Source organism: Mycobacterium sp. 20KCMC460, from assembly GCF_022179425.1.
Lineage (GTDB): Bacteria > Actinomycetota > Actinomycetes > Mycobacteriales > Mycobacteriaceae > Mycobacterium > Mycobacterium kiyosense.
In genome coordinates this window covers 1,706,507-1,722,888 of sequence record NZ_AP025524.1, presented here as the reverse complement: position 1 = coordinate 1,722,888, position 16,382 = coordinate 1,706,507, and the positions used below count along the sequence as shown (strand labels likewise).

Genomic DNA, 16,382 nt, shown 5'->3' with positions numbered 1-16,382 from the left:
GGTTGCGGTGTCACCGGCCAGCGCGAAGAGCGCCACCGGACTCGCAAGGAAGCGATCCAACCGCTCGTCGCACAATAGGCTCGTCGCAGTTGACACCTGGCTCCCTCCTCCCAATCTAAAGGCCGCGACCGACAGCTGCCCGCCCGGTCGGCTCGACCACCCGATCAACGGGATTTGTCGGCCAGCTATTTCCGCGCTGTGTCGGTGCCCCCTGGAACACTTGTCACGTGCCGACGCGAACCCACACCGTCACCCGGCAGATACGCGGTCCGTGGTCACTGGCCATCAGTCGCGAATTCTGGGAAGGCTTCACGCCGGCCGCCCTGGCCGAGCAACCCAAGTCCGCCGATTTGTCCACGACGTTCCTGGTGGAAGCCGACTGGTCGCGCGCCGAGGTCACCGTCTCCCAGCGCGGGTCGTCCGCGTCGATCGCGGTGGCCGGCGACGGTGATCTGGCAGCGGCGGCCGAACAGACCGCGCGGTTTTTGGCGCTGGACGTCGACGCCCGCGGTTGGGTCGACGTGGCCAGGCGCGATGCGGTGATCGCCGCGGCGCAGCACGAACTTCCCGGCTTACGTCCGTGCGGGTTTCACTCGCCGTACGAGGCGGCCGCCTGGGCGGTGCTGTCCCAGCGGCTGCGGATCGTGCAGGCGGCCCGGCTGCGCGCCGACATCGTGGCGCGCCACGGCGACCGCGGCGCGTTTCCGAGTCCCGGACGGCTGGTGGCGCTGGACCTCGCCCTGCCCGGCCGCAAGGGCGAGTACCTGCGCGCGGTCGCCGAGGCCGCCCTCGACGGGCAGCTGGATTGCGCGGCGCTGCGGTCGGTGGATCCCGACGCGGCGATAGCGGCCGTGCAGCAGATCAAAGGACTTGGGCCGTTCGCTGCCGAACTCGTGGTGCTGCGGGGCGCCAATGTGCCGGACGGGCTGCCGAGGCACGAGCGCCGCCTGGACGCCGAGATCATCGCGAAGTACGGGCCCGGGCGCACCCTGGCCGAGGTGTCGGAGGCCTGGCGCCCTTTTCGCACCTGGGCCGCCGTATACCTGCGCGCGTTACGGGAACGGCGCACCCACGAAATCGCAGCTCGGACCGGGAGTTAGGGTGACGCCATGTCGCTCAAAGATAAGACCATGTTCATTTCCGGTGCCAGCCGCGGCATCGGCTTGGCGATCGCCAAGCGCGCCGCGCAGGACGGCGCCAACATCGCGCTGATCGCCAAGACCGCTGAGCCGCACCCGAAGTTGCCGGGCACCGTGTACACCGCCGCCAAGGAACTCGAGGAAGCAGGCGGGAAAGCCCTGCCGATCGTCGGCGATGTGCGTGACCCGGATTCGGTCGAAGCCGCGGTGGCCAAAGCGGTCGAGCAGTTCGGCGGCATCGACATCTGCGTCAACAATGCGTCGGCGATCAACCTGGGCTCCATCACCGAGGTGCCGATGAAGCGGTTCGACCTGATGAACGGCATCCAGGTGCGCGGCACCTACGCGGTGTCGCGGGCGTGTCTTGCCCACATGAAGGGTCGCGAGAACCCGCACGTGCTGACGCTCTCGCCGCCGGTGCTGCTGGGCAAACAGTGGCTCAAGCCGACCGCGTACATGATGGCGAAGTTCGGTATGACGTTGTGCGCGTTGGGGATTGCCGAGGAGATGCGCGCCGAGGGCATTGCCTCCAACACCCTGTGGCCGCGCACCATGGTGGCCACCGCCGCGGTGCAGAACCTGCTCGGCGGCGACGAGGCGATGGCGCGGTCGCGCAAGCCGGAGGTCTACTCGGACGCGGCCTACGTCATCCTGAACAAGCCGTCGCGGGAGTACACCGGCAACATGCTGCTGTGCGAAGACGTGCTGGTGGACTCCGGGGTCAAGGACCTTTCGGTCTACGACTGCGTGCCCGGATCGCAACTCGGCGTCGACTTCTGGGTCGACGGGGTCAACCCGCCCGGATACACCGGTCCGTGAACTCCGCTAGCGGCTGACATGGCCGGTGCGGCCACGCCGGGCATGGCGGCATTGGTCAACGCCGGTAACGCCAGGGGCCTCGGCCGACTCCCGAACCACCGCTCCGGGGACCGACCTCAGAAGGTGACGACGACCTTGTCGGCGGCGCCGGGCGTACTGGCCAAATCCAGCGCCTCGCCGAGGTTCGCGAACGGGACGGTGTGGCTGACGATCAGCGCGTACTTCTCCCAGTTTGCGACGAGATCCTTTGTCACCTCGAAGATCTCGGTCGGATACCCCATGCTGCCGACGATGGTGATTTCGTTGCTCATCACGTTGACGAACTCGACCGGCACCGCCTCTTTGTGCACGCCGACGATGCCCAGCGTGGCCCCCTTCTGGGCCGCCGCCAAGGCGGTGTTGACGACGGCGGCCGCACCGGCGCAGTCGAGGTAGATATTCGTGCCGGATTTGCCGGGGAACATCGACTCGCCGGGGCCGTGCAGTTCGACGAGGCGTTGCACGACGTCCTGCTCGGCGGAGTTGACTACGGCATCGGCGCCGATCCGCAACGCCTTGTCCAGCCGCCCGGGAACCAGGTCGACAACCACGATGTGTTGCACGCCAACGGATTTGAACGCCAGCGTCGCTCCCAGCCCCACCGGTCCGGCGCCGAACACCACCACCTTGTCCGTCGGTTTGGGCCGGCATTGGTTGACGCCGTGCCGCGCGACGGCCATCGGCTCGTTGAGCGCGGCGACCTGCCACGGGATGTGTTTCGGGATCACCTCCAAACTGGTTCCACGGACTGCGTTTTCGATCACGAGGTAGTCCGAGAGGGCACCGGCAGGGCCGCCGTTGCCGATGATGCCGCCGGGGGCGGCCATCGGGTTGACGACGACATGATCGCCCACGGCGATGCCGGACACCGCCGAGCCGACCTCGACTACCTCGCCCGCCGGTTCGTGGCCCAGCGGCATGCAGCCCTGGCGCGGCGGAACGCCCCCGATGGTGATGTAGAACGCATCCGATCCGCAGATGCCACAGGCGCGCATCCTGAGCAGCACATCATCGGGGCCGGCCTGCGGCCGATCGGTGTCGACGACTTCGGTCTGCCCCGGCCCGGTCACCATGGCGGCTTTCATCACGCGCCCCTAACCGGCCTTCATCGATTCGAGGAAGCCCGGAAAGTCGGGAAATAGTGCGCGGTCCACGATTTCGATGCGCACACCGGACGGCGCGATGAAATAGGCGAACATCGACAGCTGGTCGCCGGCGGGCCGGGCCTCGAGGCGGTAGCCGGCCGCGCTCAGCTTGTCCGCGACACCCGGCAGGTCGTCGGCCCAGTAGCCGAGGTGGTGGGCGGCACCGCCGGGTTGCGCCGCCCAGATGGTGTCGGGCACCGCCTGGATCAGCTCCAGATGCGGGGCCTCGATGGAGTAGACGAACTTGAACGGCACCTCGTACTCGATGTCCACGGCCGCGACGGCCAGGGTGGCCTCGACGGGTTTGGTCCACGTGTAACCCGCTGCGGCGGTGGCACTTTCGATCGCGGCCTGCAGATCGGGCACCACCAGACCGGTGTGATAGCAGTCCGCGGGGGAAAGTGCGGTCACGTTGTGCTCTCCAGTTCGATGGCGAAGGTGTCGAGGTACTCGGCGAACACCGGCTTGAGTTGTTCGACGGTGAGGTCGTACTGGTCCAGGCTGTAACTGTTGACGCCGTAATGGTCCTGGGGGTGTGCGGCGAGCCAATTGCGCATGCGCTCTTCGGTTTCCGTGGTGAGCGGATCGCCCGCCCAGTCGTAGAGGCGGCGCATCACGTCCATCGGGTCGCGCATCATCTCGTGGTAGTACATATGGAAGAAGCGGTCGTCGACGATGCGGTCGCGGGCCCGCAGCGGACGCTCGACGTGATAGCGCATCTGCCACAAGGCATCTCGTCCCATCGCTGGTAGGTCGACGGCCTCCGGCCGGTGCGTCATGCCTTTCGGCAGCTTCCACAGATTGGCCAGCGACCCAGTGGCCTGGTACGGGTCGCGGTGCGCCCACACCAGCCGCGCGTCGGGGAAGACCTTGAGCAGCGCGTCGATGTGCACCGAATGCGACGGCATCTTGAGGCTCCAGGTGCCCGGCGCGGTGGACTGCAGCACCTGCAAGTAACGCTTCTGGTACTCGTAGGTGGTGCTCATGTCGGCTTCGTCGAACAGCCACTCGGCGTAGCGCCGCGTCGACAGGAACGAGTCCCAGGACAGGCCCTTGAAGTCCTGGTTGTGGATGAACATGTCCTCGGTGGGACCGTCGGCGTCTTCCCAGTGCGGTAGCGGGATTTTCGCCGTCTTGACCAACTCCAGCGTTTTGGCCTGCTCGTCCAGCAGCGCCAGGCAGCGCGGGTCGGTGCGCAGGGTGTGGGTGTCGGCCGGCGGGATCGGGTGTACGCACTGCCAGTGCAGCAGCGAGCGGCGCGCCGGGTCCTGGTCGAGCAGGTAACTGATGACGGTGGTGCCGGTGCGGGGCATGCCGAGCACGATCAGTGGCCGCTCGATGGGCGCGTCGAGGATCTCGGGGTGGGCTTGGATGTAGTCGTGTATCTGCAGCCGACGGCCCAGCGCGCCGATGGCGTCGTTGATGATGCGGTCGCGGCCGAATGGCGTGAACGCCGTCGAGGTGTTGAGGTCGTCCAGCATGACCGCCAATCCGGCACGCCAGGAATCGGATTCGGTGTCGGACAGGCCGGTGCGCTCCGAGGCCAGCTTGAGGACGTCGTCGGGGGTGGTGACGTTGTCGTAGTCGCCCATGGTTCAGACCGTCAGGTATCCGCCGTCGACGGCGATCGTCGACCCGGTGATGTACGCGGCGGCGTCGGTACACAGGAACAGCGCCGCACCCGCGCAGTCCTGGGGTGTCCCGGGCCGGCCCAGCGGGGTGTGGAAACCGATCTCGACGTCCATGACCTGCGGGATGCTCATCGCGGGATGCGTCATGCGGGTGTCGATGAGGCCGGGTGCGACGGCGTTGACCCGGATGCCGTCGTGGGCCCAGCGGCGGGAGAGGTTCATCGTCAGTGCGACCAGGCCCATCTTCGAGGAGGCGTAGCCGGGCACGAAGACCGCGGAGCGAAACGCCGACATCGACACGATGTTGACCACGCTGGCGCCGCCGGATGCCTTGCTGGACTTCAACTTTTCGTAGCAGCGCATGGTCAGTCGCATCGGCCCGAACATGTTCTGGGCGACCGAGGCGATGTAACCGTCGGGGTCGTATTCGTCGCCCGCCGGGTAAGGGTCCGCCGGCGTTGTTGACCAGGATGTCCAGTTCACCGAGCGAGTCGACCAGCCCGTCGACGGAGTCGGGCTCCTGGATCCGGCACTGCCGGTAACTGAAAGCAGTCAGGTCGTCGTCGTAATCTGCTGCAGTGGAGCGCGTTCCGGTGATGGTCACCGTCGCGCCGGCGTCGGCGAAGGCGGCGGCGATGCCGTTACCGATGCCGCTGGTGCCGCCGGTGACCAGCACCTGGGCGCCGGTGAAGTCGAAGCTGACGGAGTTCATTCGGTGGCCCTCAATTCGTCGATGTTCTTGGTCAGCCAAGCCCTTTCCCAGAAGTTCTCGGTGCCGGCCAGCAGCGCTTGGTGCGCGTCGACGGCCACCGCACGTGCTTCCGGATGGCTGGGCTCGGCAGCCAGCACCAGGTCGGTGAGCTGCAACGCCTGCACCGGACGGCCCGCGGATACCTGGTTGCGGGCCGCTGCGACGAGCGTGTCCGCCCCGGCCGCGCTAACCACCTCAGCGGCAATGGAATCCGGGGCCACTCCGTAGAGCTCGGTGGTGGATCGGTGCCGGAACCATCCGGTGTACATCTCCCAGATGGCGCGCACGTTCCTCGACGTCTTTCCGTAACCCTCGCCGATGTCGAGGTGCTCGGGAATCCGCACTTCGCGCATCGCGGTATACAGGTCGGCGCCGGAGTTCATCAGCTCGATGGTGCGGTCGTGCACGGCTTGCATCCCATCGCGCATCGCGGTGACCTCTTCGGCGATGCGCGCGGCGCCCTCGATGGGCCCGAAGTGGCCGGTGATCAGTGTTGCCGGGCGATACTCGAGCACGCGGTTCAACGCTTCGATGTAGAGGATCGGGTCGCGGTAGCGGTCGCCGCGGATCGTCATCAGGTTCGGCACATGACCGAACAGCGGGCCGAACAGATTGCCGGTGAACAGGATTCGATCTTGCGGCAGCCATACCACCAGCGCGTCGGTGGTCTCCCCACCCGGTGTCCAGCTCAGTTCGAAGACCCGACCGCCGACCGTCAGCTCGTGGTGCCGATCGAATGTGGTGGTGGGCTCAGGAAACGAGAAGTCGACGGTGGCGGGATCGATGGTCTTGAAGTGCTCCAGCATCGCGTCGGAGAATTTCCGGAAGGCGAACGACGTCTTGGGCACCCGGTAGCCCATCAGCCGCTGGTTGTCGTCACGCCAGTACCGGTAGTTGCGGTGCATGATCAGTTCGGTGCCGTCGTCGCGCAGCGAGTTCACCCCGCCCCAGTGGTCGGCGTGCCCCTGGGTCACGACGACGGCGCGGGTCGGACCGGGAACATCGTGAAAGGCCTTGCGGTGCAACGGTCCTTCGAACACCAACCCGGTGTTGACGATCACTCGCCCGTCGTCGGTGGCGACCGCGTAGGAATTCGAGACACCGGGCGACATCCAGATGCCGTCGCCCAACGACACCGCCGGAGCGCCGGTGGCCGCTGCCAGGTCGCCGGCACCGGGACGCTCGCGATGAATCCCAGCCATGGGTTGCGATCCTCTACAGTTCTAGAGGTAAAGTCAAGGGCATGGGACTTCGCGGCCTGACCGGAAAGGTTGCGGTCGTAGTCGGCGGTGCCACCGGCATCGGCGCGGCGACCGCCCTCCGACTGGGTGACGAAGGCTGCCGGGTGGTGGTGGGCGACATCGCCGCCGAAGCCGCAGAACACACGGCCCATCGCATCGTGACGGTCGGCGGCACCGCGACGCATGCCGGGTTCGACCTGGCGGATACGAACTCGGTTGCCACCCTGATGGACACCGCCACAACCACTTTCGGTGGTATCGACCTGCTGTTCAATGTCGGGGCGGACATGGGCGCGCTGCGCTACGACACCGACGTCGTGGACATCGGGTTCGACGTCTGGGACCGGGTGATGGCGGTGAACCTGCGTGGATATGTGGCCGCCATGAAGTGCGCCATTCCGCAGCTGCTGGACCGCGGCGGCGGGGCGATCGTCAACATGTCGTCTGCGGCGGCGTTCCAGGGCGAGCCGGCGCGGCCGGCCTACGCCACCGCCAAGGCGGGGATCGGCGCGCTGACCCGACACGTCGCGGCCAGGTGGGGCAAGGACGGCATCCGGTGCAACGCCGTCGCACCGGGGTTCACCGCGACCGACGCCATCCGGTCGGTCCCGCAATGGCCGCAGCTGGAAGCCGGCGCGCTCAAACGCATCCGCGGCAACCGGGTTGGCGACCCCGACGACATCGCGTCCCTCGTCGCCTTCCTGCTGTCCCAGGAAGGCGAGTGGATCAACGGCCAGGTGATCAATATCGACGGCGGAACCGTGCTGCGCTGATGACCACCAGAAGCCCACGCAAACGCGACGGCGACGAACGTCGGCGCGAATTATGTGATGCCGCAATCCAAGTGCTCGCCGAGCAGGGATCGCGCGGACTCACCCATGGTCAGGTCGATCGGTGCGCCGGCGTGCCCGACGGCACCACGTCGTACTACTACCGGACCCGCGAGGCACTGCTGCGCGGGGTGGGCAAGCGGGTCGCCGAGATCGACGTCGCCAACCTGCGATCGGTGATCGACGAACCGCTGGACCCGGAGTCTCCGTTCGCACACCTGGCGTCGCTGACCTTGCTGCAGGCCGACGGGCGGGGGCTGATGCTCAATCGGGCACGCCACGAGCTACTGCTGGCCGCCGCACGTGACCCCGATCTCGCGGCGACGTCGGGAGAGTTCGTGGCCCGCATGAACGCCATGACTCAGCAGGCCATCGCGCACCTGCAACCGGGCACCGACGACCCCGAGCTGCTGGCCGCGCAGACCGCGGCGGTCACCACTTTCATCGCCGGGGTGTTCACCCGCCTGGCCGGCGGCGATCGCTCGATCTATGACGCCGAGCAGCTGAGCCGGCTCCTCGAGGCCGTCGCCACCGCGGTGTCGCAGGCTAGCCGACCCCTGCCTTAGCTACAGCAGCGTCATCTGGCCCGGTTCGGGCTCGGCTGGTTCCAGCAGCTCGGGCCCGTTGTTGCGGATGTTGTTGACCAGCGTCGACACCTGACGAATCTCGATGCCACGCACGTCGGGCGGGCGGGCCAGCAACTCAGGATCCAGCGGCGCGTCCGGGTTGAGCCAGGCATCCCACTCATCCTCGGGCAGGACCAGCGGCATCCGGTCGTGGATCTGCGCCAACTCCCCCACCGCGTCGGTGGTGATGATCGTGCAACTCAACAGAGGATCGGCCTCTTTGGCCGACTTCCAAACCGACCACAACCCGGCCATGAACAACGGCTCGCCGTCGCCGCGGTGCATGAAGAACGGTGTCTTCGGGGATTTGCCCGTCTCCGGGTTCGGCCGCCACTCATACCAGCCGTCCATCGGCACCAGACAGCGCTTGCTCTTGGCTGAACCCCGAAACGCCGGGGACGTGGCGACCTTGTCGGCGCGCGCGTTGATCAGCAGCGGCCCCTTGGTGTCCGGCGCGCCGTCCGGGCCCGCCTTGACCCAGGGCGGCAGCAGGCCCCACCGCATCAGGCGTATCCGGCGGGTAGCCTCGTCGTCGGGTTCGGTGTGCCGGGTCACCACGGTCGCGATCGGGGTGGTGGGAGCCACGTTGTAGTTGGGCTCGGAGGCCCGCTCGGAAGCACCGGTGGCCTCGTCTATTGCCTTGATCTTCTCGGCCAGCAGCGCCGGATCGGTGGTGACCGCGAAACGTCCACACATAGCTCCATGTTCGCAGAGCCACCCGACAAGCAATGATGGACCAGTGAACGCATGGCAGGCCCCGTCGGCAGCGGCACCGGTGCACGCGACCGTGACCGTCCCGGGCTCGAAGTCCCAGACCAACCGCGCGCTGATACTCGCGGCGCTGGCGGCCGCACAAGGCCAGGGCACCTCGACGATCACCGGGGCGCTGCGTAGCCGCGACACCGACCTGATGATCGGAGCGCTGCAGTCGCTCGGCCTCACCATCTCAGGCCCCGGCACCGAATTGACCGTCAGCGGCCGCATCCAGCCCGGCCCCGACGCCCGCGTCGACTGCGGCCTGGCCGGCACGGTGCTGCGCTTCGTCCCACCGCTGGCCGCCCTCAGCGCCGTCCCGGTCACCTTCGACGGCGACGAGCAGGCCCGCGCCCGGCCCATCGCCCCGCTGCTCGACGCGCTACGCGGCCTCGGTGTCCCCGTCGACGGCACCGGCCTGCCCTTCCAGGTACACGGCCGCGGCACGGTGGCCGGCGGCACGGTGAGCATCGACGCGTCGTCGTCGTCGCAGTTCGTGTCGGGACTATTGCTGTGCGGCGCCTCGTTCACCCAGGGCCTGACCGTGCAGCACACCGGCGCGTCACTGCCGTCGGCGCCGCACATCGCGATGACGGTCGAGATGCTGCGCCAGGCCGGCGTCGACGTCGATGACACCGTGCCCAACCGGTGGCACGTGCATCCCGGCGCCGTTCATGCGCGGCGCTGGGAGGTCGAGCCCGATCTCACCAATGCGGTGGCGTTCCTGGCCGGCGCGGTGGTCACCGGCGGCACCGTGCGCATCACCGGCTGGCCGACCCACAGCGTGCAACCCGCCGGGCACCTCATCGACGTGTTGCAAAAACTCAATGCCGTTGTCACTCAAGATGATTCGACACTGCAGGTGCAGGGACCCGCGGGTGGGTACCGGGGTTTCGAGGTCGACCTGAGTGCGGTCGGCGAACTCACCCCGACGGTCGCGGCCCTGGCCGCCCTGGCCCGGCCCGGATCGGTGTCCCGGCTGACCGGCATCGCCCACCTGCGCGGTCACGAGACCGACCGCCTGGCCGCGCTGAGCACCGAGATCAACCGACTCGGCGGCGACTGCCGGGAGATCGACGACGGCCTGGTGATCACCGCCACCCCGCTGCACGGCGGTCTGTGGCGGGCCTACGCCGATCACCGGATGGCGATGGCGGGCGCGATAGTGGGGCTGCGAGTGTCCGGCGTCGAGGTCGGCGACATCGCCGCCACCACCAAGACACTGCCCGAATTTCCGCAACTCTGGGCCGAAATGGTATCGCGCACTTGAGACCTGGCGACTACGACGAGTCCGACGTCAAGGTCCGCTCCGGCAAAGGATCGCGGCCCCGCACCAAGACTCGTCCCCAGCACGCCGACGCCGAGGCGGCCATGGTGGTCAGCGTCGATCGTGGCCGCTGGGGATGCGTGCTGGGTGGCCGCCCGGAGCGCCGGGTCACGGCGATGCGGGCACGTGAGCTCGGCCGCACCCCGATCGTGGTCGGCGATGACGTCGACATCGTTGGCGACCTCTCCGGGCGCACCGACACCCTGGCCCGCATCGTTCGGCGCGGCCCGCGCCGAACGGTGTTGCGGCGCACCGCCGATGACGACGATCCCACCGAACGGGTGGTGGTCGCCAACGCCGATCAACTGTTGATCGTGGTCGCGCTGGCCGATCCCCCGCCCCGGACCGGGCTGGTCGACCGTGCACTGATCGCGGCCTACGCCGGGGGACTGACGCCGATCCTGTGCCTGACCAAGACCGACCTGGCGCCGCCGGAACCGTTCGCCGCGCACTTCGTGGACCTGGACCTGACGGTGGTCGAAGCAGGAGTCGACGACCCACTGCTCGCGGTGGCCGACCTACTGCACGACCAGATCACCGTGCTGCTCGGGCACTCCGGGGTGGGCAAGTCGACGTTGGTCAACCGGCTTGTGCCCGAGGCGGATCGGGCGGTCGGCGAGGTGACCGACATCGGCCGCGGACGGCACACGTCGACCCAGTCGGTCGCGTTACCACTGGCGAACGGCGGCTGGGTGGTCGATACGCCGGGCATCCGCTCGTTCGGGCTGGCGCATATCTCGCCCGACGACGTGCTGATGGCCTTCTCCGACTTGGCCGAGGCGATCGAGAACTGCCCGCGCGGCTGCGGGCACATGGGCCCGCCCGCCGATCCCGAGTGCGCGCTGGACTCGCTGTCGGGGCCGGCGGCGCACCGTGTGGCCGCGGCCCGCCGATTGCTGGGCACCCTGCGGGAGGACTGAGGCCGCCGCGACGAGCGGCCCCAAATGTACGGTGAACGGCCTGGAAACCCGTACATATGGGGACTGTGGCGCACAGCAAGGGGTTCAGCGGGCCAGCTGCATTCCGAGTTCGTCCGGCGGAACCAAATGACCTTCGGTGCAACGCATTTCGACTTGAGCATCCGCCCCGCAGCCCAAGTGGGTGAGCCGCAGTTGCCGGTGCTTGCCGGGCAGATGGCGTTGCCCCCACTGAAACAGCGACCACACCACCGGCATGAACTCGACGCCGGCCTCGGTCAGCACGTATTCGTCGCGGCTGCGCTGCCCGGGCACCCGGTAGGGCCGTCGGGTCAGCAGTCCCAGTTCGACCAGTTCGGCCAGCCGCGCCGCCGTCGCCGCCTTGGTGATGCCCACCCGTCGGGCGAAGTCGTCGAATCGAGTAGTGCCGTAGTAGGCCTCACGCATGATCAGCATGGCCGACTTGGTGCCGACCACGGCCATCGTCTTCTCGATCGCGCACTCCCCGACGGCCGACCACGCGTCGCGATCGGCGAGCCTGCCCTGCAGCATTGTCACGCACATCACCTCCCAACCTAGGTTGCGTTTAGTATATCCAGGTGTTATAGCTGAGTATAGAGAACAAAACTCAGCTCAACGACTCAAGGAGGAGCCATGTCCCCAGACGCCGTCATCGTGGCAGCTGTCCGCACGCCAGTCGGCAAAGGCAAGCCCAACGGTGCGCTGCACGGGGTCCTGCCGGCCGACCTGCTCGCACACAGCCTGCGGGAACTGGTGGCCCGCACCGGTGTCGACCCGGCACAGGTCGACGACGTCATCGCCGGCGCCGTCACCCAGGTCGGCGACCAGGCCGTCAATATAGCCCGTAATGCCCTGCTGGGAGCCGGTTTTCCCGAGTCGGTGCCGGGCACCACGGTCGACCGGCAGTGCGGCAGCAGCCAGCAGAGCATCAGCTTCGCCGCCCAGGGCGTCGTCGCGGGCGCCTACGACATCGTGATCGCCGCAGGCGTGGAATCGATGAGCCGGGTGCCGATGGGCAGTTCGGTGCTGCCGGGCAGCAACCCGTTCGGCGCGGACATGACGGGCCGCTACCCGGACGGCCTGGTGCCGCAGGGCATCAGCGCCGAGCTGATCACCGCCAAGTGGGGCTTCTCCCGCGCGCAGCTCGACGAGTTCTCCGCAGCAAGTCACGAAAAGGCAGCCACCGCAACCAAAGACGGACGCTTCGACAACGAGCTGATCCCGATCGCCGGACTGTCGACCGACGAGATCGTCCGTCCCGGCACCACGGTCGACACGCTGGCCGGCCTCAAGCCCGCGTTCTACAGCGAGGCGACCGCGGCGCGTTTCCCGCAGATCAGCTGGCAGATCACCCCGGGCAACTCCTCACCGCTGTCCGACGGCAGCGCGGCGGTGATGATCACCAGCAGCGAGGTCGCCCGCCGCCTCGGCCTCACGCCGCTGGCCCGGATCCACACCGCGACGGTGGTGGGCTCCGATCCGCTCTACATGCTGACCGGAGTCATCCCTGCGACCGAAAAGGTCTTGCAGCGCGCCGGATTGACGCTGGCCGACATCGACCTGTTCGAAGTCAACGAAGCCTTCGCGCCGGTCGTGCTGGCATGGGCACACGACACCGGAGCGGATCTGCGCAAGACCAACGTCAACGGCGGGGCCATCGCGATCGGCCACCCCCTGGGGGCCAGCGGGGCGCGCCTCATGACCACGATGGTCAACGCCCTGCAGCAGCGCGGCGGCCGGTACGGCCTGCAGACGATGTGCGAAGGGGGCGGGATGGCCAACGCCACGATCATCGAGCGACTCTCGTGACGCAGACGCCGTTCCAGGGCGTGCGGGTGCGTTACGACAGCACCAAGAGCTACGACGAGTTGGTGGCCGCGCTGCTGGCCGACATCGGTCGGCAACCGGTGCCGATCACGGACGTCACCCAACCGTGCGACGACTGGGACGCTTACCGTGCCACCGTCGAACCGTACGTCGGCCCAAGCGGATTCATGTTGTTCGCGCTGATCGACCATGGCACCTGGCTGCCGAACGCCGGCATCGGACGCAGGGCGTTGCGCGTCATCCTGGGCAACCCGCTGATCGCCGTCACGATGCTGCGTCACGATGTGACGGCCGGGTTATTCGCCCCGGTCGAGGTGCTGATCACCGACGACGGAAGCGGCAGTACCTTGACCTACGTCCAGCCGTCGTCGCTGATGGTGATTGAGCCAAACCCCGAATTGCTCAGCGCCGCCGGCCAACTCGATGCCAAGCTGGCGGCACTGGCCGCCAAGGTCACCTAGGGAGTCGGAGAATCTCGGCGGCCTGGTCGGGCGTTGCAACATCGCGGCCGAGCTCGTTGCACAGCCGAACCGCCGCTGTCACCAACTCGACATTGGTCGGGGTGCGATCGCCGCGATAGAACTCGAGTCCCAGGTGCAGATGTCCGCCGCGCTCCAACGCCAGCCTGGCGATGGGGTCGGCGCACAGGTCACCGCCGACCACAGAAACGGCCCACGGTAGCTCGCATCCGTCGAGCAGTTCCAGATAGGCCTCCAGGGCGCGTTCCGTGGGTGGCAGCCCGAACGGCGCTCCCAGATAGCCGTGTTCGGTGGAGAAGTAGAGCTTGACCATCGCCCCTTGGGGCAACCGGCCCGCTCGCCACCACGCGAGCGTGGCCCGCAGGAAGCCGGGTTCGTAGATGGCCAGGCTAGGACCCAGTTCGGCTTCGCGGCAGATCTCGAATGCCCGGCTGATGGTGTGAAATGAGTTGGTGTAGACCAAATCTCCCGCCGGGATACCGTCGGCATCGGTGCCGCCGAGATTAACCGACCCGGGGTCGGTGAGCCCGACCCGCAATCCGGCTGCGGCGAGCGGGAGCAGGTGTTCGTACGAGATCGAGAAACCCTCGCCGAAGTGAACCGTCGGATAGAGCAACGCGTCCGGTCGAGCGGCGAGGACGGGCCGCCACGCCTCGAGGTATCGCTGCGCGGCCTGCTCGACGCTGACACCGTGCAGGTCGATGTGGTTGTGGATGATCGCCGCACCCGCCTGAAGGCAGGCCAGGGCGTCCGCGGTGATCTCCGAAGGTGTCACCGGCACATGGGGATTGGTTGCCTTCGACGTGACGCCGTTGACGGCGCACTCGACGATGACGGGACCCACGTACTCAGAGCCAGCCGGTGCGGGCCGCGGCAACCGGCTCTGGGGGTGACGGAGCCAGATCCCCGTCGCGCACGCCGTCGAGCATCCGCCGTACCGCGGCGACGATTTCCGGGGCCGCCGCGGAAAGCCCCGCGACGTCGGCTTGGGTGTATTCGCCGGGGTCGACGCCGGCCCGGTCCAGCACGGCCGGCGGGTCGGCCAGTTGCCCGGTCAGCCAACCGACGGGGTCAGCGGACAGTTCGGGGACGAAGTGGCGCCGTCCGGGCTCCCAGCCGTTGAACCGGGGGTGGTGATGCGCCCGGTCCAGCGTCCCGGGTGGGCTCTCGGTGGAGCCGAACAGGTCCACCCGCCACACCGGGCGGGTGAACGTGATCGGAACGCCCGCATAGATCGATCCCTGGGGTTCGTCCCGGTCGACCATGCGAAGTTCCAGCCGGACTCCCCTTTCCGGGGTTTCCTGACCGGCGTTGGGGTTCGGGTCGACGAAGAACATGTCCCCGACCACCACACCGAGATTTTCGAATCCGAACGCTGCGAGCATGGCGCCCCTTCCCTCACTACCTTGTCGAGGGTAGCCCCAGTCGGCAGAGCGTCTGCCCCGCCGGGACGCCGCCTGACGTGAAATCAGGGCGAAAAACCGACCCGGAATTCGCCCAGGATTCACGAATGGGGCCGCCCCAGCGAGAGTCAGGCCGCCAGGTCGTCGGAAGCGGCGGCGGCACGGGCCTTCTTGTTACGCCGCCAGCCGCGCACCGTAGCGATCGCCGTCTTCAGCCCGCGACGGCGGCCCGTCGTGGGATCGGGACCCGCGAAACCTGGCTCGAGATCGACGAACATCCGTTCGCTGCGCGTCTCCGGCGCATCGTCGGCGTTGTCGCGTAAGTACTTGTCGGGCAACGACAACTTGGCCAGCGTTCGCCACGTCTTGCCGTACTGCACCAGGAAAGGCCCTGTGGTGTAAGGCAAGTCGTACTTGTCGCAGATCTGGCGCACCCGCACCGAGATCTCGTGCAACCGATTGCTCGGCAGATCCGGATACAGATGGTGCTCGATCTGGTGGCACAGGTTGCCGCTCATGAACCGCAACAGCCAACCGCCCTCGAAGTTGGCGCTGCCCAGCATTTGCCGCAGGTACCACTGTCCCTTGGTCTCGCCGATCATGTCCGTCTTGGTGAATTTCTCGGCGCCGTCGGGAAAGTGGCCGCAGAAGATCACGGCGTTGGCCCAGACGTTGCGGATCACGTTGGCCGTCGCGTTGGCCTTCAGCGTCGACTTGTAGGTGGCGCCGGGCGACAACGAGGTGAGCGCCGGGAACGCGACGTAGTCCTTGACCACCTGGCGGCCGGCCTTGCCCAGGAACTCGTCGATGCGCTCGCGGGCCTCGGCATGGTCCATCCGCTTCTTGACGATCTTGCCGATCTCCACGTGCTGCATCCCGACACCCCATTCGAAGAGCAGGGCGAGCAGGGTGTTCCACACCAGGTTGAAGATGTTGAAGCGCTTCCAGCGCTGGTCCCGGGTGACGCGCAACAGGCCGTAGCCCACGTCGTCGTCGATGCCCAGGATGTTGGTGTACTTGTGGTGCACGAAGTTGTGCGTGTAGCGCCAGTGCTTGGACGACCCGCTCATGTCCCACTCCCACGTCGAGGAGTGAATCTCGGGATCGTTCATCCAGTCCCACTGGCCGTGCATGACGTTGTGGCCGATCTCCATGTTCTCGATGATCTTGGCCACGCCGAGCGTTACGGTGCCCGCCCACCAAGCCGAACGCCGTGAACTGGCCGCCAGCGTGACCCGGCCGGCCAGTTCGAGTGCGCGCTGAGCGGCGATGGTTCGGTGGATGTAGCGGGCGTCGCGTTCGCCCCGTGAGTCTTCGATGTCCCGGCGGATCGCGTCCAATTCGAACGCCAGGCTGTCGATGTCGGCATCCGTCAGGTGCGCGAATACGTCGACGTCGGTGATCGCCACGTCTTCCTCCCTGTCGTCTCGTCCC

At 67.5% G+C, this 16,382-nt stretch carries 17 protein-coding genes and 1 pseudogene; 8 read left to right on the top strand and 10 right to left on the bottom strand.

From position 1 onward, the window contains the following. Positions 1–227 precede the first annotated feature (227 nt). On the top strand, positions 228–1,100 hold the full coding sequence (locus MKCMC460_RS08035) for a DNA-3-methyladenine glycosylase (RefSeq protein WP_236981421.1): 873 nt from the start codon (positions 228–230) through the stop codon (positions 1,098–1,100). Between the two features lie 9 nt (positions 1,101–1,109). Next, the gene (locus tag MKCMC460_RS08030; protein ID WP_236981420.1) at positions 1,110–1,958 is read left to right on the top strand and encodes an NAD(P)-dependent oxidoreductase; all 849 of its coding nucleotides are present in this window, start codon (positions 1,110–1,112) and stop codon (positions 1,956–1,958) included. 116 nt (positions 1,959–2,074) lie between these two features. Here MKCMC460_RS08030 and MKCMC460_RS08025 read toward each other — a convergent pair whose 3' ends face one another. From MKCMC460_RS08025 to MKCMC460_RS08005, 5 genes and pseudogenes are all read right to left on the bottom strand, one after another. After that, a complete protein-coding gene (locus MKCMC460_RS08025; RefSeq protein ID WP_236981419.1) occupies positions 2,075–3,082 on the bottom strand; it encodes a zinc-binding dehydrogenase in 1,008 nt (335 codons plus the stop codon). Positions 3,083–3,091: 9 nt separating this feature from the next. Continuing rightward, positions 3,092–3,553, bottom strand: coding sequence for a VOC family protein (locus MKCMC460_RS08020; RefSeq protein ID WP_236981418.1), 462 nt, complete (start codon positions 3,551–3,553; stop codon positions 3,092–3,094). After that, positions 3,550–4,734, bottom strand: a complete 1,185-nt coding sequence (locus MKCMC460_RS08015) for a sulfotransferase (protein ID WP_236981417.1) — start codon at positions 4,732–4,734, stop codon at positions 3,550–3,552. Before MKCMC460_RS08015 ends, MKCMC460_RS08020 begins: the two co-directional genes overlap by 4 nt. Before the next feature lie 3 nt (positions 4,735–4,737). Next, a pseudogene (locus MKCMC460_RS08010) lies at positions 4,738–5,485 on the bottom strand (SDR family NAD(P)-dependent oxidoreductase). After that, positions 5,482–6,726, bottom strand: a complete 1,245-nt coding sequence (locus tag MKCMC460_RS08005) for an alkyl sulfatase dimerization domain-containing protein (protein ID WP_236981416.1) — start codon at positions 6,724–6,726, stop codon at positions 5,482–5,484. The pseudogene MKCMC460_RS08010 and the gene MKCMC460_RS08005 overlap by 4 nt, the downstream one beginning before the upstream one ends. Before the next feature lie 41 nt (positions 6,727–6,767). On the opposite strand from MKCMC460_RS08005, the gene MKCMC460_RS08000 reads away from it, so the two are divergent. Further along, a complete protein-coding gene (locus MKCMC460_RS08000; RefSeq protein ID WP_236981415.1) occupies positions 6,768–7,538 on the top strand; it encodes an SDR family NAD(P)-dependent oxidoreductase in 771 nt (256 codons plus the stop codon). Next, positions 7,538–8,161: a TetR/AcrR family transcriptional regulator gene (locus tag MKCMC460_RS07995; RefSeq protein ID WP_236981414.1), complete on the top strand. Its 624-nt coding sequence runs from the start codon at positions 7,538–7,540 to the stop codon at positions 8,159–8,161. Before MKCMC460_RS08000 ends, MKCMC460_RS07995 begins: the two co-directional genes overlap by 1 nt. Here the strand turns inward: MKCMC460_RS07995 and MKCMC460_RS07990 are convergent, their stop codons facing one another. Continuing rightward, a complete protein-coding gene (locus MKCMC460_RS07990) occupies positions 8,162–8,917 on the bottom strand; it encodes an SOS response-associated peptidase (RefSeq protein ID WP_236981413.1) in 756 nt (251 codons plus the stop codon). It abuts the gene before it with no gap. 43 nt (positions 8,918–8,960) lie between these two features. Between MKCMC460_RS07990 and aroA the strand changes: the two genes are divergently transcribed. Further along, a complete protein-coding gene (gene aroA, locus MKCMC460_RS07985) occupies positions 8,961–10,244 on the top strand; it encodes a 3-phosphoshikimate 1-carboxyvinyltransferase (RefSeq protein ID WP_236981412.1) in 1,284 nt (427 codons plus the stop codon). After that, positions 10,241–11,221 (top strand): ribosome small subunit-dependent GTPase A, encoded by a 981-nt coding sequence (gene rsgA / locus MKCMC460_RS07980; RefSeq protein WP_236981411.1) that lies wholly within the window; start codon positions 10,241–10,243, stop codon positions 11,219–11,221. The genes aroA and rsgA overlap by 4 nt, the downstream gene beginning before the upstream one ends. A gap of 84 nt (positions 11,222–11,305) precedes the next feature. On the opposite strand, the gene MKCMC460_RS07975 is transcribed toward rsgA, so the two are convergent. Continuing rightward, positions 11,306–11,776: a helix-turn-helix domain-containing protein gene (locus tag MKCMC460_RS07975; RefSeq protein WP_236981410.1), complete on the bottom strand. Its 471-nt coding sequence runs from the start codon at positions 11,774–11,776 to the stop codon at positions 11,306–11,308. Between the two features lie 96 nt (positions 11,777–11,872). Between MKCMC460_RS07975 and MKCMC460_RS07970 the strand changes: the two genes are divergently transcribed. Together MKCMC460_RS07970 and MKCMC460_RS07965 are read left to right on the top strand one after the other, a co-directional pair. Beyond that, positions 11,873–13,048, top strand: a complete 1,176-nt coding sequence (locus tag MKCMC460_RS07970) for a thiolase family protein (RefSeq protein WP_238305503.1) — start codon at positions 11,873–11,875, stop codon at positions 13,046–13,048. After that, on the top strand, positions 13,045–13,527 hold the full coding sequence (locus tag MKCMC460_RS07965) for a DUF302 domain-containing protein (protein ID WP_236981409.1): 483 nt from the start codon (positions 13,045–13,047) through the stop codon (positions 13,525–13,527). Before MKCMC460_RS07970 ends, MKCMC460_RS07965 begins: the two co-directional genes overlap by 4 nt. Here MKCMC460_RS07965 and MKCMC460_RS07960 read toward each other — a convergent pair. The 3 genes from MKCMC460_RS07960 to MKCMC460_RS07950 all read right to left on the bottom strand — a co-directional run bounded on the left by MKCMC460_RS07960 (position 13,520) and on the right by MKCMC460_RS07950 (position 16,357). Next, positions 13,520–14,389 carry a 3-keto-5-aminohexanoate cleavage protein gene (locus MKCMC460_RS07960; protein WP_236981408.1) on the bottom strand — a complete coding sequence of 290 codons (870 nt, stop codon included), beginning with the start codon at positions 14,387–14,389 and terminating at the stop codon, positions 13,520–13,522. The genes MKCMC460_RS07965 and MKCMC460_RS07960 overlap by 8 nt on opposite strands. 4 nt (positions 14,390–14,393) lie before the next feature. Then, positions 14,394–14,930 (bottom strand): hypothetical protein, encoded by a 537-nt coding sequence (locus MKCMC460_RS07955; protein WP_236981407.1) that lies wholly within the window; start codon positions 14,928–14,930, stop codon positions 14,394–14,396. 146 nt (positions 14,931–15,076) lie between these two features. Then, on the bottom strand, positions 15,077–16,357 hold the full coding sequence (locus tag MKCMC460_RS07950; RefSeq protein ID WP_236981406.1) for a fatty acid desaturase: 1,281 nt from the start codon (positions 16,355–16,357) through the stop codon (positions 15,077–15,079). Positions 16,358–16,382 lie beyond the last annotated feature (25 nt).